Source organism: Streptacidiphilus anmyonensis (assembly GCF_000787855.1).
GTDB classification, from domain to species: Bacteria; Actinomycetota; Actinomycetes; order Streptomycetales; family Streptomycetaceae; genus Streptacidiphilus; species Streptacidiphilus anmyonensis.
Map to the genome: position 1 here is coordinate 78674 of NZ_BBPQ01000013.1, position 15589 is coordinate 94262.

Annotated in this window: 12 protein-coding genes, 1 tRNA gene and 1 pseudogene; 10 read left to right on the forward strand and 4 right to left on the reverse strand. The window is 71.9% G+C overall.

The window, feature by feature from the left end; all coding sequences use genetic code 11:
- Positions 1 to 72 precede the first annotated feature (72 nt).
- Positions 73 to 603: a universal stress protein gene (locus tag TR50_RS15275; protein ID WP_042420822.1), complete on the reverse strand. Its 531-nt coding sequence runs from the start codon at positions 601 to 603 to the stop codon at positions 73 to 75.
- A gap of 343 nt (positions 604 to 946) precedes the next feature.
- Between TR50_RS15275 and TR50_RS15280 the strand changes: the two genes are divergently transcribed.
- Positions 947 to 1720, forward strand: coding sequence for an HAD family hydrolase (locus TR50_RS15280; protein ID WP_042420824.1), 774 nt, complete (start codon positions 947 to 949; stop codon positions 1718 to 1720).
- Positions 1721 to 1795: 75 nt separating this feature from the next.
- Here the strand turns inward: TR50_RS15280 and TR50_RS15285 are convergent, their stop codons facing one another.
- Positions 1796 to 2656, reverse strand: coding sequence for a GNAT family N-acetyltransferase (locus tag TR50_RS15285; protein WP_042420826.1), 861 nt, complete (start codon positions 2654 to 2656; stop codon positions 1796 to 1798).
- Positions 2657 to 3274: 618 nt separating this feature from the next.
- On the opposite strand from TR50_RS15285, the gene TR50_RS15290 reads away from it, so the two are divergent.
- The 3 genes from TR50_RS15290 to TR50_RS15300 all read left to right on the forward strand — a co-directional run bounded on the left by TR50_RS15290 (position 3275) and on the right by TR50_RS15300 (position 6363).
- The gene (locus TR50_RS15290) at positions 3275 to 4669 is read left to right on the forward strand and encodes a helix-turn-helix domain-containing protein (RefSeq protein ID WP_084700357.1); all 1395 of its coding nucleotides are present in this window, start codon (positions 3275 to 3277) and stop codon (positions 4667 to 4669) included.
- 882 nt (positions 4670 to 5551) lie between these two features.
- Positions 5552 to 6154 carry an oligoribonuclease gene (orn, locus tag TR50_RS15295; RefSeq protein ID WP_042420828.1) on the forward strand — a complete coding sequence of 201 codons (603 nt, stop codon included), beginning with the start codon at positions 5552 to 5554 and terminating at the stop codon, positions 6152 to 6154.
- Between the two features lie 133 nt (positions 6155 to 6287).
- Positions 6288 to 6363, forward strand: a tRNA-His gene (locus TR50_RS15300).
- 117 nt (positions 6364 to 6480) lie between these two features.
- Here the strand turns inward: TR50_RS15300 and TR50_RS15305 are convergent.
- Positions 6481 to 7461 carry a slipin family protein gene (locus TR50_RS15305; RefSeq protein WP_439654223.1) on the reverse strand — a complete coding sequence of 327 codons (981 nt, stop codon included), beginning with the start codon at positions 7459 to 7461 and terminating at the stop codon, positions 6481 to 6483.
- Between the two features lie 170 nt (positions 7462 to 7631).
- Positions 7632 to 8666 carry a LacI family DNA-binding transcriptional regulator gene (locus TR50_RS15310; RefSeq protein ID WP_042420829.1) on the reverse strand — a complete coding sequence of 345 codons (1035 nt, stop codon included), beginning with the start codon at positions 8664 to 8666 and terminating at the stop codon, positions 7632 to 7634.
- Positions 8667 to 9131: 465 nt separating this feature from the next.
- Here TR50_RS15310 and TR50_RS15315 point away from each other — a divergent pair, with 465 nt between their 5' ends.
- The 6 genes and pseudogenes from TR50_RS15315 to TR50_RS15335 all read left to right on the forward strand — a co-directional run bounded on the left by TR50_RS15315 (position 9132) and on the right by TR50_RS15335 (position 15549).
- Entirely contained in the window at positions 9132 to 10601 is a 1470-nt protein-coding gene (locus TR50_RS15315; protein WP_042420831.1) for a GH1 family beta-glucosidase, read from the forward strand.
- 37 nt (positions 10602 to 10638) lie between these two features.
- The gene (locus TR50_RS46720) at positions 10639 to 10815 is read left to right on the forward strand and encodes a hypothetical protein (RefSeq protein WP_236654428.1); all 177 of its coding nucleotides are present in this window, start codon (positions 10639 to 10641) and stop codon (positions 10813 to 10815) included.
- Positions 10816 to 11114: 299 nt separating this feature from the next.
- On the forward strand, positions 11115 to 12101 hold the full coding sequence (locus TR50_RS15320) for an ABC transporter permease (protein ID WP_042420833.1): 987 nt from the start codon (positions 11115 to 11117) through the stop codon (positions 12099 to 12101).
- Between the two features lie 3 nt (positions 12102 to 12104).
- On the forward strand, positions 12105 to 13082 hold the full coding sequence (locus TR50_RS15325; protein ID WP_042420834.1) for an ABC transporter permease: 978 nt from the start codon (positions 12105 to 12107) through the stop codon (positions 13080 to 13082).
- A pseudogene (locus TR50_RS15330) lies at positions 13079 to 14191 on the forward strand (ABC transporter ATP-binding protein); the annotation flags it as partial. The gene TR50_RS15325 and the pseudogene TR50_RS15330, both read left to right, overlap by 4 nt.
- Before the next feature lie 230 nt (positions 14192 to 14421).
- A complete protein-coding gene (locus TR50_RS15335) occupies positions 14422 to 15549 on the forward strand; it encodes an ABC transporter ATP-binding protein (protein ID WP_052441013.1) in 1128 nt (375 codons plus the stop codon).
- Positions 15550 to 15589 lie beyond the last annotated feature (40 nt).

Genomic DNA, 15589 nt, shown 5'->3' on the forward strand with positions numbered 1-15589 from the left:
CGCCGGGAACTCCTAGGCGGCTCGCGGGCGCCCCGGACCGCGGGCGCCCGGAACGGCAGGCGCCCGGGCGGCTCAGGGGATGACGACGACCGGGCGGTTGGCGCGCTTTGCCAGGCGTCCGGCGACGGAGCCGAACAGGCGCCCGAGCCAGCCGTGCGAGCCGCCCACGACGATCGCGTCCGCGGCGTACTCCTTGGCGACCTCTTCGAGCTCGTGGCAGATGTCGCCGCCGCGCTCGACCAGCACCCAGGGGACGTCGGTCAGGTAGTCGGCGCAGGCCAACTCCAGGCCCAGCACCTCGGTGCGGTGGTCCGGCACATCGACGAAGACCGGCGGCTCGCAGCCGGCCCATACCGTCGCCGGAAGTCTGTTGGCCACGTGGACCAGTACCAGTCCGGAACCTGACCGCCGTGCCATGCCGACCGCGTAGGCGAGCGCCCGCTCGCTCGACACGGAACCGTCGAAGCCAACCACGACACCGTGGAGGAACGCCGGGTCGCAAGGGCGAACCCGTTGTGACTTGACTTCAAAACTGGGCATCGGCAGCTGGGGTCCCGTCGTCTGCTTGGGGTCGCGGGGCTCTCGGTGCTCGTAACCGGCCATGGCTTGAGGACGTTTCGCGAGGTGGGATACGAGATGTGGTGCGCGGGGCGGAGGCGGGGAAGGAGGCGGCAGTCTTGGCGAGGTGGGCCGAGGGGCGGCCGGTTTTCCCCTTCCCTCAAGGGTACGGCGACATTGTGTCCGCGCCCAGATGCGGAGCGCACAGGGCGCGCAGTTCCCGCGAACGGAGGATGCGCACGCCCGGGGCGTGCATGGAGCATGCCTGAGCGCCGGGCCATGTGCAACGGTGCAGACGCGGTCAGGTCGCCCTCAAGCCCGATTCACTTTCGGACAAAAGCTGGCGATCTGCCTGTCGCATATGCCAACAGACTGAAACCATGCGCTCATGCCGCCTCTCCTCCTCTTCGATCTTGACAACACCCTCATCGATCGGAACCAGGCCTTCCGTGGCTGGGCGCAGCGCTTCCTCCGGGCACGGGCGCTCCCTCTGGAGGATCTCGGCTGGTTGTCCACCCTGGACTGCGGCGGGTACTTCCCCCGCGAGGCCCTGCTGCGGGCGACGGTCTCCCGCTACGGCCTGCACGTCTCACTGGAGAAGCTGCTCGACGACTACGCCGAGACCATGATCGAGCTGATCGACTGCCCCGAGGAGCACCGCGCGGCCCTGCGGAAGGCACGGGCGGCCGGATGGACGCTGGGCATCGTCAGCAACGGCTCGACCAAGCAGCAGCAGGCGAAGATCGAACGGACCGGTCTGGACGACCTCGTGGACGGCTGGATCATCTCCGAGGAGGCCAACTGCGAGAAGCCCGATCCGCTGATCTTCCAGCTTGCGGCGGACCGTTGCAGACGCGGCACCTCGGCGGGCGCGTACCGACCCTCCGATCTCCCGGGTCTCAAGGACCTCACGGACGTCGCGGGCCTCACGGAGGTCGCAGGCCTCTCCGGCGCCCTGGACGACGGGGACTGGACCCGCACCACCTGGATGGTCGGCGACCACGCCCCCGCCGACATCGCGGGCGCGGCCGTGGCCGGCCTGCGCAGCGTATGGCTGAACCACGGACGCCCCTGGCCCGAGCTGGACTACCGGCCCACGATCACCGCGACCGGCATCCCGGAGGCCGTGGACGAGGTGCTGAACGCCCCGCTGTTCGCCTGACGCGGACCGGGACAGGCGGACGACCGGGACCGGGAGCGGGACCGGCCCGAGGAGGTCTCGAGCCGCGGAGGCGGGTCAGCGGCGCAGTTCGACGGGCGTGGCCGGGAACTGCCACCAGCGCGCGAGGCCGCGCTCGGTGAAGCCGAGACGGCGATAGAGAGGCTCTCCGAGCAGCGTGGCCGTCAACGTGGCAGGGCGGTCCGGGTGCGCGGCCAGTCCCGCGCGCATCACCGCCCGCCCGGCCCCGCGCGAGCGGAAGTCGGGCAGGGTGGCCACCCAGTAGAACCCCACCGCGACGCCGTCGTCGTGCGTCACGCACGCCGCCGCCGGGCGCCCGTCCACACGCGCGAGCCAGCTCCGCTGCCCCGGCACCACGGCGTCGGCCGGAAACTGCTGGCCGCGGCGCCACGGCAGCCGCTGGAGTATCGGGAAGCCCTCCACCACCACGCGCTCGACCGCGGCGTGATCCTCCTCGTCCAGCGCCTCCCCGACGGACAGGCCGTCCCCGGACACCTCACCCCCGGAGACGTGCTGCCCGCCGGAGGCGTGCTCCCCGCCGGATGCCTGCGTTCCACCGGCCGTGGTGTCGACCGGGACTGCGGGGCGCCGACGAAGGCTCGGCGTCTCCGGCGCGCCCGGATCACGCACCATCATCGGCATGGTCAGGGCTGCTTCGAACCCGAGATCGGTGAAGTCCAGGGACTGCGTCGGGTCCTCCAGGCAGAGCTGCCGCGAGTCCCACTCCCGGAACACCGCCAGCAGGTCGCGTCGCAGCGCCGCCGCGTCCACGACCGGCTGGGCCGCCAGCAGCACGCGGTGGGCGCTGTCCGACCGCACCGCGAGGAAGCCCGGGCCGTCGACCCACGCCCAGCCACGTGCCCGCGCCATGGCCGTCCAGTGGCTTGCGGCATTGCCGACCGCGAGTTCGACTCCCATCCGTTCACCATAGAGCCTGACGCCCCCTGACCGGGTGGCCGAGACCGTATCCCAAGGCCTCCCAACTCCCCTCACTGGGAGCGATGGCGCCTCCGACCCGATCCGGCCGGCGTGAAGTTCGTGAGGTCGCGCGGACCGGCTCAAGGTGGAGTGCGGGAGGAAATGTGCGCGGTCCGTGCGCCCCCTGCGCTCCAGGACGCCTCTTTTCGGTCAACTTCAGGACACATGGTCGTGGTTGGCCATATGCCCAGCCCAGGCCCTTCCGCCGGGTTTCCGCGCACTCGTCAACTGCGTTGGAACCGCGCCACAACTGGCCACAGCGCGACATGCCCCCTTCCCTGACGGGGTGATGGGTGCCACGCTTCGAGATCGAATGCTTCACGCCAAATTGCCATGTCGACATAGCGTCTGATGGTGAACTAGTCGCAACAGCCCTACCCGAGCCAGTAGATTCGATCTTGATGGGAGCATGCGAGAGGCGGGGGGCTCGACAGGCGCCATCCCAGGACGGGTGCGGACGGCACCGTGGAACCACAGGACCGGGACGACCATGACAGCGAGGGGGGCCGGAGCGCCTTGAGCAGGGTCAGCAGGACTACCGTCACCGGGGACGAGGCGATCGCCGGCGTCCCGGTCGGCGCCACCGGTTCCGGCAGCCTCGCCAGTGGATCAACCGGCCTCGCCACCGCCGCACCCCGCAAACTCTCGAGCCGCCGCCGCGCCGAGATCGTGGCCGTGCTGCTCTTCAGCGGCGGCCCGATCTTCGAGAGCTCGATCCCGCTCTCCGTCTTCGGCATCGACCGCCAGGACACCGGGCTCCCGCACTACCGCCTGCTTGTCTGCGCGGGCGAGAACGGCCCGCTGGCCACGACCGGCGGCCTCACCATGACGGCGCCCTACGGCCTCGACGGCCTCGCCCGGGCCGGCACCATCGTCGTCCCGGCCTGGCGCTCCGCGGGCCAGACCCCGCCGGCCGAGGCGCTCGCGGCGCTCCGCAAGGCCCACGCCGAGGGTGCGCGGATCATCGGCCTGTGCACCGGCGCCTTCGTCCTCGCCGCCGCCGGCCTGCTGGACGGACGCCCCGCGACCACCCACTGGATGTACGCGCCGACCCTGGCCAAGCGTTACCCGCAGATCCAGGTGGACCCGCGCGAGCTCTTCATCGACGAGGGCGACGTGCTGACCAGCGCCGGCACGGCCGCAGGCATCGACCTGTGCCTCCACGTGGTCCGCACCGACCACGGCGCCGAGGCGGCTGCCGCCCTCGCCCGCCGACTCGTCGTGCCAGTCCGCCGCTCGGGCGGACAGGCCCCCTACGTCGACCGGTCTTTACCTGAGGAGATCGGCAACGACCCGCTCGCCGAGGTCGTCACCTGGGCCCTCGACAACCTCTCCAAGCAGTTCGACGTGGAGGTGCTGGCGGCCCGCGCGTACATGAGCCGTCGCACCTTCGACCGGCGCTTCCGTTCGCTGACCGGCAGTGCGCCGCTGCAGTGGTTGATCTCGCAGCGCGTCCTGCAGGCGCAGCGGCTGCTCGAGACCACGGAACTTTCCGTGGACGAGGTGGCGCGGCGCTGCGGCTTCCGCTCGCCGGTGGCCCTGCGCGGCCACTTCCGGCGGCAGCTGGGCGTCTCCCCCGCCGTCTACCGCAGCACGTTCCGGGCGCGCCGCCCCGAACCCGGCACACCGGGCGGGAACGGCGGCGCGGGCGGGCCTGCGGGTGGGACGACGACGGGCACCGGAACGTCCATGTCGACTCCGAGTGCGGCGACGCCGGGCGGCGGGGAGCAGTTCGGCGCCTCGCTGCCCACCGTTCCGCCCCAGGGCGGCCCCGGACGCGGCCGGCCGACCCCGCGCGTGGGCAGTCGCACCCGGCAGGCAGGCCCGAGCCGCCCGGCGTCGGCCGACCACTCCTCTCCCACGGAGGACGGCCGCCCGGGCCCCGCTCAGGCCCTCAGCCACCCCGACAGCGCCACCGCCGCCCTGCGCCGCCGCGGCGCGGAACGCCGGTAGCCGGCGCGGAACGGAACGGGAGGGGCGGGACGGAGCCGGCCACCGTGGGACGAGCCTGGCCGAGCCGACGCGGCCCCGGCCGGGCGGCGGCATGCGGCCGACCGCACAAGCACTGGCCCGCGCCTCGATGACCGCGAGCGGTCCACCCCGAGGCCTCCCGACCTGACCCGGGACCGGCCGACGCGGAACGGACGGGCCGGGGAGGGTCGGGCTGCAGCATGCGGCCGACGCCACAAGCCCCCGCCTCGAAGACCGCAGCCTAACCACCCCGCGGCGAGCCGACCTGGCCGGGACTGGCCGACGCGGAACGGACGGGCCGCGGAGGGCCCGGCCTGGCCCAGACGGGCCTTGAGGAGGGCCGGGCCGCAGCATGCCACCGACGCCACAAGCACCCGCCGCGCCTCGACGGCAGCGAGCTGACCACCTCCGGTCGGCCGAGGGAGCGCGAGCCCAGCACTCTCGCCCCGCGCCCCGCGCCCGGCGCGCCGCACGCCCCACCCCGCGAACCCGGCCGCCGGCCGGTCATGTGTCCCTGCTGCCATGTGTCCCGCTCGGCCGCCGCCCGGGGAGGCGCTCCGCGCAAGCGCCTTCGCAGCGATCCATCCGGCGTGCCGGAGCGCGCCCGAGCGGGATTCCTCCGCCGCGCGCCACCCCGCGCGCCGCTTCACGCATCCCCCGCATGTCCCTGCGCGTGTCCCTGCGCGCGTCCTCCCGTGCGTCACAGCCGCCCTCCGCACACGGACCGGGCGACGTGTCGACTTGCCAGGGCGAAGCGCAATGATCGACCATGACGGGTCAGCCGATCGCCCGCCCGGGTTCGTCGCGGAGCTCGCGGTTGACGTCGACAGCAGGACGCGCACAAGCCCCGGGACGGTGAGCCGGATGAACGACCGCATGGTGTGGATCGACTGCGAGATGACGGGACTCGACCTCGAACGAGATGCCCTGGTGGAGGTCGCCGCCCTGGTGACCGACTCCGAGCTGAACATTCTGGGCGAGGGTGTCGACATCGTGGTCCGTCCGCCGGAGGCGGCGCTCGAACAGATGCCGGACGTGGTGCGGGAGATGCACACCGCGTCGGGGCTGCTGGAGGAGCTGGCCGGGGGCGTGACCCTCGCGGAGGCGGAGGCCCAGGTGCTGGCGTACGTCCGGGCCCACGTGGCGGAGGCCGGCAAGGCGCCGCTGTGCGGGAACTCCGTGGCGACCGACCGCGGCTTCCTCTCGCGGGACATGCCCGCGTTGGAGGGGCACCTCCACTACCGGATCGTCGACGTGTCGTCGATCAAGGAGCTCGCCCGCCGCTGGTACCCGCGCGCCTACTACAACAGCCCCAAGAAGCAGGGCAACCACCGCGCGCTCGCGGACATCCGGGAGAGCATCGCCGAGTTGAAGTACTACCGCGAGGCCGTCTTCGTGCCCCAGCCTGGCCCGGACACCGAGGCCGCGCGGGCCATCGCCGCACGCTACGAGCAGCCGCCGGCCTGACACCGGCACGCCGGCGCACCCGCGACCAGGGGTGCGCCGGACCGGCCGCAGCCACCGGAAACGTGGTCGTGAGCATCCCGCCGGATCCTGTAGAGTTATCTCCGTCAGCGCGCGAGAGCGCAGCGGACAGATGGTGGGTGTAGCTCAGCTGGTAGAGCACTGGGTTGTGGTCTCAGGTGTCGCGGGTTCGAGCCCCGTCACTCACCCCATCGAGGACTTCGGGCCCGACCGTTCAACGGTCGGGCCCGAAGTCGTTTCCGGCTTCCACGCTTTGAGCCCGGCTCAGAGAACCGGGCTCAAGAGCGGTCTGGCTCGTACACCTTCGGTCAAGGCTCCGGACGTTCCTCCGGCTGTCCCTCCGAGCCCTCCGGGCCTTCCCCCGGCTCCTCCTCCGGCTCCGAGAACAGCAGCCCCCCTGCCTCCAGCTCCGCATCCGCCTGCGCCTCGAGCTCGGGGACGCTCGGCACCGGCGGCACGCTCGGCACCTCCTCCGGCTTCGCCGCCACGGCGGCTGCCGCACCGGCGCTGGGAGCCCCGCCGTTGCTCTCGGGCTTGGGCGTCATCCCGTCCAGGAAGCGGAGCAGCTCCACCGGGAACGGCAGCACCAGCGTCGAGTTCTTCTCGGCGGCCACCTCGACGACCGTCTGCAGCAGACGCAGCTGCAGTGCGGCCGGGGTGTCGGACATGATCGTCGCGGCCTCGGAGAGCTTCCGGGACGCCTGGAACTCACCGTCGGCGGTGATGATGCGCGCGCGGCGCTCACGCTCCGCCTCGGCCTGCCGGGACATGGAGCGCTTCATCGACTCCGGCAGTGCGACGTCCTTGATCTCCACCCGGTCGATGTGGATGCCCCAGCCGACCGCCGGGCTGTCGAGCATGAGCTCCAGGCCCTGGTTGAGCGGCTCGCGATTGGTGAGCAGGTCGTCGAGCTCGCTCTTGCCGATGATCGAGCGGAGCGAGGTCTGCGCCACCTGGGACATCGCGAAGGTGTAGTTCTGCACCTGCACCGTCGCGAGGACCGGGTCCTCGACCCGGAAGTAGACGACGGCGTCGACCCGGACCGTGACGTTGTCACGGGTGATGCCCTCCTGCGCGGGCACCGGCATCGTGATGATCTGGACGTTCACCTTGCGCAGCCGGTCGGCGACGGGCAGCAGCAGGGTGAGGCCCGGTTGCTTGATCCCGCTGCGGACGCGACCGAAGCGGAAGACGACGCCGCGCTCGAACTGCTGGACGACCCGCACCCCCGTCGCCAGCCACACGGCGCCCACACCGAGCACCCCCAGGACGACATCCACAGCCAGCATCGCCATCACCCGATCTCGTCCGCACAGGACACCCGGCAGCCACCCCGCCACCTTCCACGCTACTCGCGGGTCCGGCCAGGAGGAACGGTCGTGCGGGCACGATGATCAGTCGTTCGGCTTCAGGCGGAAGGCGTCGGGCAGGCGCCTCCGACCGGCGGGGCACCGGCCGACTAGGCCGATTCGCGGACGACCAGGTCCGTGGAGAGGATGATCTGCCGATGACTGCGCCCGGGAGCGGCGATCTCCTCCAGCAGCAGTCGGGCCATCGCGCGGCCCATCTCCTCGCTCGGCTGACGGACCGTGGTCATCGTCGGTTCCGTGTGCCGCGCCAAGGGTGAGTCGTCGAAACCGACCACCGCGACGTCCGTCGGTATCCTGCGGCCGGCCCGGCGCAGTGCACGCATCGCGCCCGCCGCCATCAAGTCGGAGGCGCAGAAGACCGCGTCGAGGGCGGGTTCGCGCCCGAGCAGCTCGGCCATGGCCTCCTCGCCGGACTCCTCGGAGAAGTCGCCGTGCGCGATGAGCGGGGACTCGACCGCCACCCCGGCCTCCTCGAGCGCCCGCCGGTATCCCTCCAGGCGGACGCAGGACGCCTCCATGTCCAGCGGGCCGGTGATCGTAGCCACCCGCCGCCGCCCGAGGCCCAGCAGGTGACGCACCGCCGACCAGGCGCCCCCGAGGTTGTCCGAGTTGACGTAGCTGAGGGGCTCCAGCTCAGAGCGGCGACCGCCCAGCACCGTGGGCAGACCCGTGCTCTCCACCAGCTCGGCCACGGGGTCGTCGGCGTGGACGGAGACCATGAGCACTCCGTCGACCCGCCGCCCGTCGAGGAAGCCCGCGAGCCGGCGGCGCTCACGCTCGGTACTCACCAGGATCAGCAGCAGCTGCAGCTCGGTCTCGGAGAGCTCGCTGGCGACCCCGCGGATGATCGAGGCGAAGAAGGGCTCGGAGGCGAGCCGGGTCTCGGTCTCCGGGATGATCAGAGCGACAGCGTCGGCCCGACTCGTGGCGAGGGAGCGGGCTGCGCGGTTCGGTACGTAGCCCAGCTCGGCGATGGCCTGCTCGACCGCCGTGCGCGCCCGGGGGCTCACCCCGGCCGCGCCGTTGACCACGCGCGACACCGTGCCGCGGCCGACACCGGCCAGCGCGGCGACGGCCTCCAGCGTGGGCCGTCCCTCGCCGCGACCGGCGGACCTGCTGCTCATGGCGTTCCCTTCGTTCCCTCGTGTACGGCGCGGTCTGCTCATGACCCGACTCACCGGCCACTCACGCACTCACGACCCGACCCACCTGACCCAGCCGGCGCGCCCGACGCGCCGACGGGCACCCGACCGGGCACCCGGACTCTCCGCGTTCCGTCAGCGCCCGGGTACATCGTGCCAGCGGCCCACCCGGCCGCACGCACGGGAGTCGCGCGGGCCCACGGTAGACGGGCGACCACGGTGCGGTGACCTCACCCTAGCGCGATGTCCCAGCAAATGGGAGCGCTCCCAACTTTCGAGCGAAAGCCTCAGCGGAGTCCTTGACATCCACACGCCGCAGGGCTCAGGCTTCCGGCAACAGGAACTGGGAGCGCTCCCATCACCGGTCGCCTTCGCGGCCCGGCCGGGACGCCCCGCCTCCTCCCGCTTCACCGCCATCCGTCTCGGAAACCTCGGGAGACCGCTGCGATGACCTCCGTCGGCACCCCGCCGTCACTCCGCCCGCCGGGCCCGTCGGCCACGACGCGCTCCTCGCGGGCTCAGGACGGCCTGCTCCACTTCCCATCCGACTTCCTCTGGGGTGCGGCCACCTCGGCCTACCAGATCGAGGGCGCCGCGGCCGAGGACGGACGCACCCCCTCCGTCTGGGACACCTTCAGCGCCACGCCGGGCAAGGTGCACCACGGGGACACCGGGGCGGTGGCGGTGGACCACTACCACCGCTTCCGGGAGGACGTGGCACTGATGCGCGACCTCGGGCTCGGCGCCTACCGCTTCTCGATCGCCTGGCCGCGGGTCCAGCCGACCGGTCACGGACCGGCGGTCGAGCGCGGGCTCGACTTCTACCGCCGCCTGGTGGACGCGCTGCTCGAGGCCGGCCTCACTCCGGTCGCCACGCTCTACCACTGGGATCTGCCGCAGGAGTTGGAGGACGCCGGCGGCTGGCCCGCGCGGGACACGGCCGAACGGTTCGGCGCCTACGCGGCCCTGGCCGCCGAGGCCCTGGGCGACCGGGTGAGCCACTGGACGACGCTGAACGAGCCGTGGTGCTCGGCCTTCCTCGGCTACGGGTCCGGCGTGCACGCACCCGGCCGTACCGATCCGGCCGACGCCCTGCGCGCGGCGCACCACCTGAACCTCGCCCACGGACGGGCAGCCGCCGCGGTCCGCGCTGCGGTTCCGGACGCCCAACTGTCCGTCAGTCTCAACCTGCACCAGGTGCGGCCGCTCACCGACAGCCCCGCGGACGCCGAGGCGGCCCGGCGGATCGACGCCGTGGGCAACAGGATCTTCCTCGGGCCCATGCTGCACGGCCGTTACGACGACGACGTGCTGAGCGACACAGCCCATCTGGTCGAGTGGGACCGGTTGATCCAGCCCGGCGACACCGTGGCCGCCCATGCGCCGCTCGACGCGCTCGGGATCAACTACTACACCCCGGCCTGGGTTTCGGCTGACGGCCCGGGCACCAGCGCCGTGCACGGGACGGGCGGCGGCTCACCGTGGCCGGGTTCCGAGTCGGTCGCCTTCCACCAGCCGGAGGGCCCGGCCAGCAGCATGGGCTGGCCGATCGACGCCACCGGGCTGTTCGACCTGCTCTCCCGCGTGCACCGGGAGCGGCCGGATCTGCCGCTGCTGATCACCGAGAACGGCATGGCCTGCGACGACTACCCGAACCCGGAGGGCGAGGTGCGTGATCCGGAGCGGATCGCCTACCTGCAGGACCACCTGACGGCGGTGCACCGGGCGATTTCGACGGGCATCGACGTCCGTGGCTACTTCCAGTGGTCGTTGATGGACAACTTCGAGTGGGCCTACGGCTACTCCAAGCGATTCGGCATGATCTACGTCGACTTCCCCACCCAGCGGCGGACGCCCAAGTCAAGCGCGTACTGGTACAGCGAGGCCGCGCGCAAGGGGGCGATACCGATGCCCTGACAGTAACGCTGCGTAGCTCACGATCGTTGGACCGGGCGTGCATGTGTTCGCCGCTCTGTTCGCCCCAGCGCCCACGCCGGTGCCCGCCCAAGGGTCGGTTCCGATTCCGGCCGAGCACGTCGGCACGATGGCGTGGTTGCTGCCGGTCCTGTTGGGTCTGCTGCTGACGGCGATCGCCTGCTACAAGCACCGCGGCCTGCCCGGGGGTCACTGAGCCGCTTGCGGCCCCCTGTTCGCGCCGGTTCCGGAAAGCCGAGCGCTACCCATCAACGTGTACGCACCATTTATGTCTTGATGGTCAGTCACGTCATCACGGCGACTCCGTCGACAGAGCTTGACCTCGCGACGGCGCCGACGACCGCAACCGATCACCGTGCGCCGGCCCGTTCAGAGGATCAGCGCGCAAGCCCCCGAGGTCCACCAATGATCACCTCACGTCAGATACCCGCCGCCCTGCCCACCCAGAACCCGGTGACGCCTCTCCGGCGTCGCCTCGGCTGAGCGGAGGCCGGCATGCGAGCGCTCCTGCGAAGACTCTGGTTCTACCTGATCGCCGCCTACGCCGCGGTCACGCTCAACTTCTTCATCCCGCGGATGGTGCCGGGCAGCGCCCTGCAGAACTTCCTGGCCAAGATGAACACGGCCTCACTGACCCCCGCACAGCTCCAGGCCCTCCAGGCCCAGTACGGCGGCGGACACCAGGGCCTTGCCGCGCAGTACGTCACCTACCTGGGCAATCTCTTCCAGGGCGATCTGGGTGTCTCGACCTCGCTGTCCGCGCCCGTCTCGACCGTGCTCGCCAACGACCTGCCGTGGACGATCGGCCTGGTCGGCTCGGCCACGGTGATCGCCTTCCTGGTGGGGACGCTGATCGGAGTGCTGGCGGGTTGGCGGCGCAGCGGTCTGCTGGACGCCCTGCTACCGGCGGCCACGTTCTTCCAGGCCGTCCCCTACTTCATCCTGGCGTCCCTGCTGATGCTCAGCTTCGGCTTCTACGGAGGGGCGTTCCCGACCGGCGGAGCCTACGACACCGGGCGCTACGCGACGGTCACCCCCGGCTGGAACTGGCCGTTCATCGCCAACGTGATCGACCACGGGGCACTGCCCGCGGCCACGGTGGCGCTGGCCTCCGTCGCCGGATGGATCCTCGGCATGCGCAACATGATGATCACGACCATGGACGAGGACTACGTCCTCGTCGCCGCAGCCAAGGGGCTGCCGCGGCACAAGGTCGTCGCGGTCGCGGCGCGCAACGCGCTGCTGCCGAGCATCTCCAACTTCGCCCTGTCGATCAGCCTCGTCGTCACCGGCTCGATCGTCACCGAGATCGTCTTCAACTACGCCGGCGTGGGCCGCGAGATATTCAACGCCGCACAGGCCGCCGACTACCCGGTGATGCAGGGCATCCTCCTCGTCGTCACCTTCACCGTCCTCGGCGCCAACCTGCTCGCCGACCTCGTCTACGTCGCGCTGGACCCGCGCGCCAGGAAGGTGGCCTGAGCCGTGTCCCCCGTACTCCGACCCCGACTGCCGCGCCGCGCCGGCGGTGGCCGCTCACGCCTGCTGCGCACGCCCAAAGTGGCCGTCGGCTCGCTGATCCTCCTCTTCTTCGTGCTGCTCGCGCTCTTCGGTCCGATGGTCGCGCCGCACTCCACCGACTGGCGGGCGTCGCGCCTCGACAACGTCCCGCATCCGCCCTCGGGACGGTTCTGGCTGGGCACGGACGTGCAGCAGCACGACCTGTTCTCGCAGCTGCTCGCCGGTGGCCGGGACACCCTGCTGATCGCCTTCGTCGCCGGGATCATCGCCACCGTGCTCTCCGTGCTCGTCGGCGTGAGCGCCGGCTACCTCGGCGGCAGGGCCGACGAGGTGCTGTCGATCCTGACCAACATCTTCCTGGCCCTGCCCGGCCTGCTGATCCTCATGGTCGTCATGAAGATGATGCCGGACGGCGACACCGGGAACCCGCTGCTGATCGGCGCGGTCATCGCGCTCAGCGCCTGGGCGTGGGGCGCCCGCGTGCTGCGCGCGCAGACCCTGGCCCTGCGCAACCAGGACTACGTCGAGTCGGCACGAGTCGTCGGCGAGGGCCGAGTCCGGATCATCCTCTTCGAGATCCTCCCCAACCTGCTGCCGATTCTCGCCTCCTCGTTCATCTTCACCGTGATCTACGGGATCGGCGCCTACGCCTCGCTCTCCTGGCTGGGCCTGATCAATCCGACCAACGCCTCCTGGGGCACCATGCTCAACACCGCCCAGCAGTTCAGCGCGACCACCAGCGGCACGTGGTGGTGGTACGGGCCGCCGGCCCTGTGCGTCGCCTTCGTCGGCATCGCCCTGGCGCTGCTCAACTTCGGCATCGACGAGATCGTCAACCCGCGGATGCGCAGCACGCGTCGGGGTCCGGGCGGTCGGCGCGGACCGCGCTTCCAGCTCGGCCTCACCCCGGTCGTCCGCGCCGAGGAAGGAATACGCTCATGACGCAGAGCCAGAACGGCGGCCCTGCGGTGGCCGGACGGCAGCGCGAGGCCGTCCTGGAGGTCCGCGGCCTCGACGTGGACTACGGCCACGGTCCGGACGCGGTCCGTGCCGTCAGCGGAGCCGATCTCGTCCTGCACCGCGGTGAGGTGCTCGGGCTCGCGGGCGAGAGCGGCTCGGGCAAGTCGACGCTCGCCTACGCGCTGACACGCCTGCTCCGTGCGCCCGGCGTCATCACCGGCGGCGAGGTGCTGTTCCACTCCCGGCCGCAGGGCGTCGACGCAGGCCCGGCCGAGACCGTCGACCTGCTGGCCGCCGACGCGGCCACGCTGCGCCGGATCCGCTGGTCGGAACTGGCGGTGGTGTTCCAGAGCGCGATGCACGCGCTCAATCCCGTGGCCCGCATCGACGCACAACTGACCGATGTGCTCAAGGCGCACCGCCGGTCGATGACGGCGACGCAGCGGCGTGAGCGCGCAGTGGAGCTGCTGCGCATGGTCGGCATCAGTCCCGACCGGTTGCGCAGCTACCCGCACGAGCTCTCCGGCGGCATGCGGCAGCGCGTGATGATCGCGATGACGCTGGCGCTGGAACCGCAGGTGGTCATCATGGACGAACCGACCACCGCCCTGGATGTGGTGACGCAGCGCGAAATCCTCGAGGAGCTGATGCAGCTGCGCGAGCGCCTCGGCTTCGCGGTCGTCTTCATCACCCACGACCTGTCGCTGCTGCTGGAGCTGGCCGACTCGATCGCCGTCATGTACGCCGGGCGAATCGTGGAGCGGGCCAGCGCGGCGGAACTGTTCCGCGCCCCGCGCCACCCGTACAGTCTCGGCCTCAAGGGGTCGTTCCCGAGCCTGCACGGCGAGCGGGTCCGGATGGAGGGCATCCCCGGCTCCCCGCCGAGCCTGCGCTCCATGCCGAGCGGTTGCGCCTTCCACCCGCGCTGCGCCTTCGCGACGGATCGCTGCGCCGAGGAGCAGCCCCTGCTGGTCACCCCGGCCATGGATCTGCCCGGTGGTCAGGGGCGCACGGCAGGCGGGCCGCCCAGCGACCGGTCCAGCGCCTGCTGGTTGCAGAACGGGCAGGAGCCCCCACCCGCCGCGCTGGCTCTGCCGTTCCCGCCGGCGACCGCCACTTCGGCCACCTCGGACGCGTCAGCCACGTCGCCCGCAGCGACGGCGGGGGCCGGTTCACCGAGCGCGCCGAGCGCGTCACCGGCCGACATCGCACCCGTGTCCCTGCCCGCTCCGGCTCCGGCTCCGGCTCCGGCTCCGGCTCCGGCTCCGGTCAACGCGACCTCCGGTGCGACCACGGCCACCCCTCCACTCGGGAGCTCCTCATGACCGACACCGTCACCCCGATCTCCACGCGGGTGGTCCACGGGCCGGACCGGCCGGGGACGCCGGCCCTGGAGGCCCGGAGCCTGACCAAGCACTTCAAGGTCCACGGCGGCCTCGGCCGCGGCGCGGGGACCGTGCACGCCGTCGAGGACGTCTCACTCGCGTTGCCGCGCGGCACCGTCACCGCGGTGGTCGGCGAGAGCGGCTCGGGCAAGTCCACCTTGGCCCGGCTGTTGACCCAGCTGATCGCCCCGACCGGCGGCGAGCTGTTGCTGGACGGGGAGCCGGTCCGCGGTGACGCCCGTTCGCGCAGGGCCTACACCAGTCGCGTCCACCTGGTGCTTCAGGACCCGTTCTCCTCGCTCAACGCCGTGCACACCGTCCGCTACCACCTGGAACGGCCGCTCAAGCTGCACGCGGGCCGTCGCCTGAGCCGGGAGGAGCTGGACGCGCGCGTCCTCGCGCTGCTGGAGCGCGTCTCGCTCACCCCGGCGGAGAGCTACGTCGACAAGTACCCGCACGAGCTCTCCGGCGGCCAGCGCCAACGCGTCGCCATCGCGCGGGGCCTGGCGGTCGAGCCGGAGGTGCTGCTGGCCGACGAGCCCGTGTCGATGCTGGACGTCTCGATCCGGCTCGGAGTGCTGAACCTGCTCGACGAACTGCGTGAGCGCGAACAGTTGGCGATCCTCTACGTCACCCACGACATCGCCTCGGCCCGCTACCTCGCCGACTCGATCGTGGTGATGTACGCCGGGCAGATCGTCGAGTCGGGCGACGCGGTACGGGTCACCGACGCGCCGGCCCATCCGTACACCCAGCTCCTGCTCAGCGCCGCGCCCGACCCCGAGCGGGTCGAGGCCCCGGTACTGCGCGGGCGGGGCGCGCCGCCCAGCCTGGTCTCCCCGCCCAGCGGCTGCCGCTTCCACCCGCGCTGCCCCTTCGCGATGCCGGTCTGCTCGGAGCAGGCACCGCCGACGCTCCCGGCCCGCGACGCCTCCTCCGCCCGGCATGTCGCCGCCTGCTGGCTGCTCGATCCGGAGCAGGCGTCCGACGAGTCCCGGATCGACGCCGCCGCGGAGCCGCCGGCGCAGGCTGCCCCGTCGGGCAGGTCGGCGGGCCCGGCGTGAGCCGGCCGACAGGAGGGCCGCGGCCTCCGCCCCGGGCGGG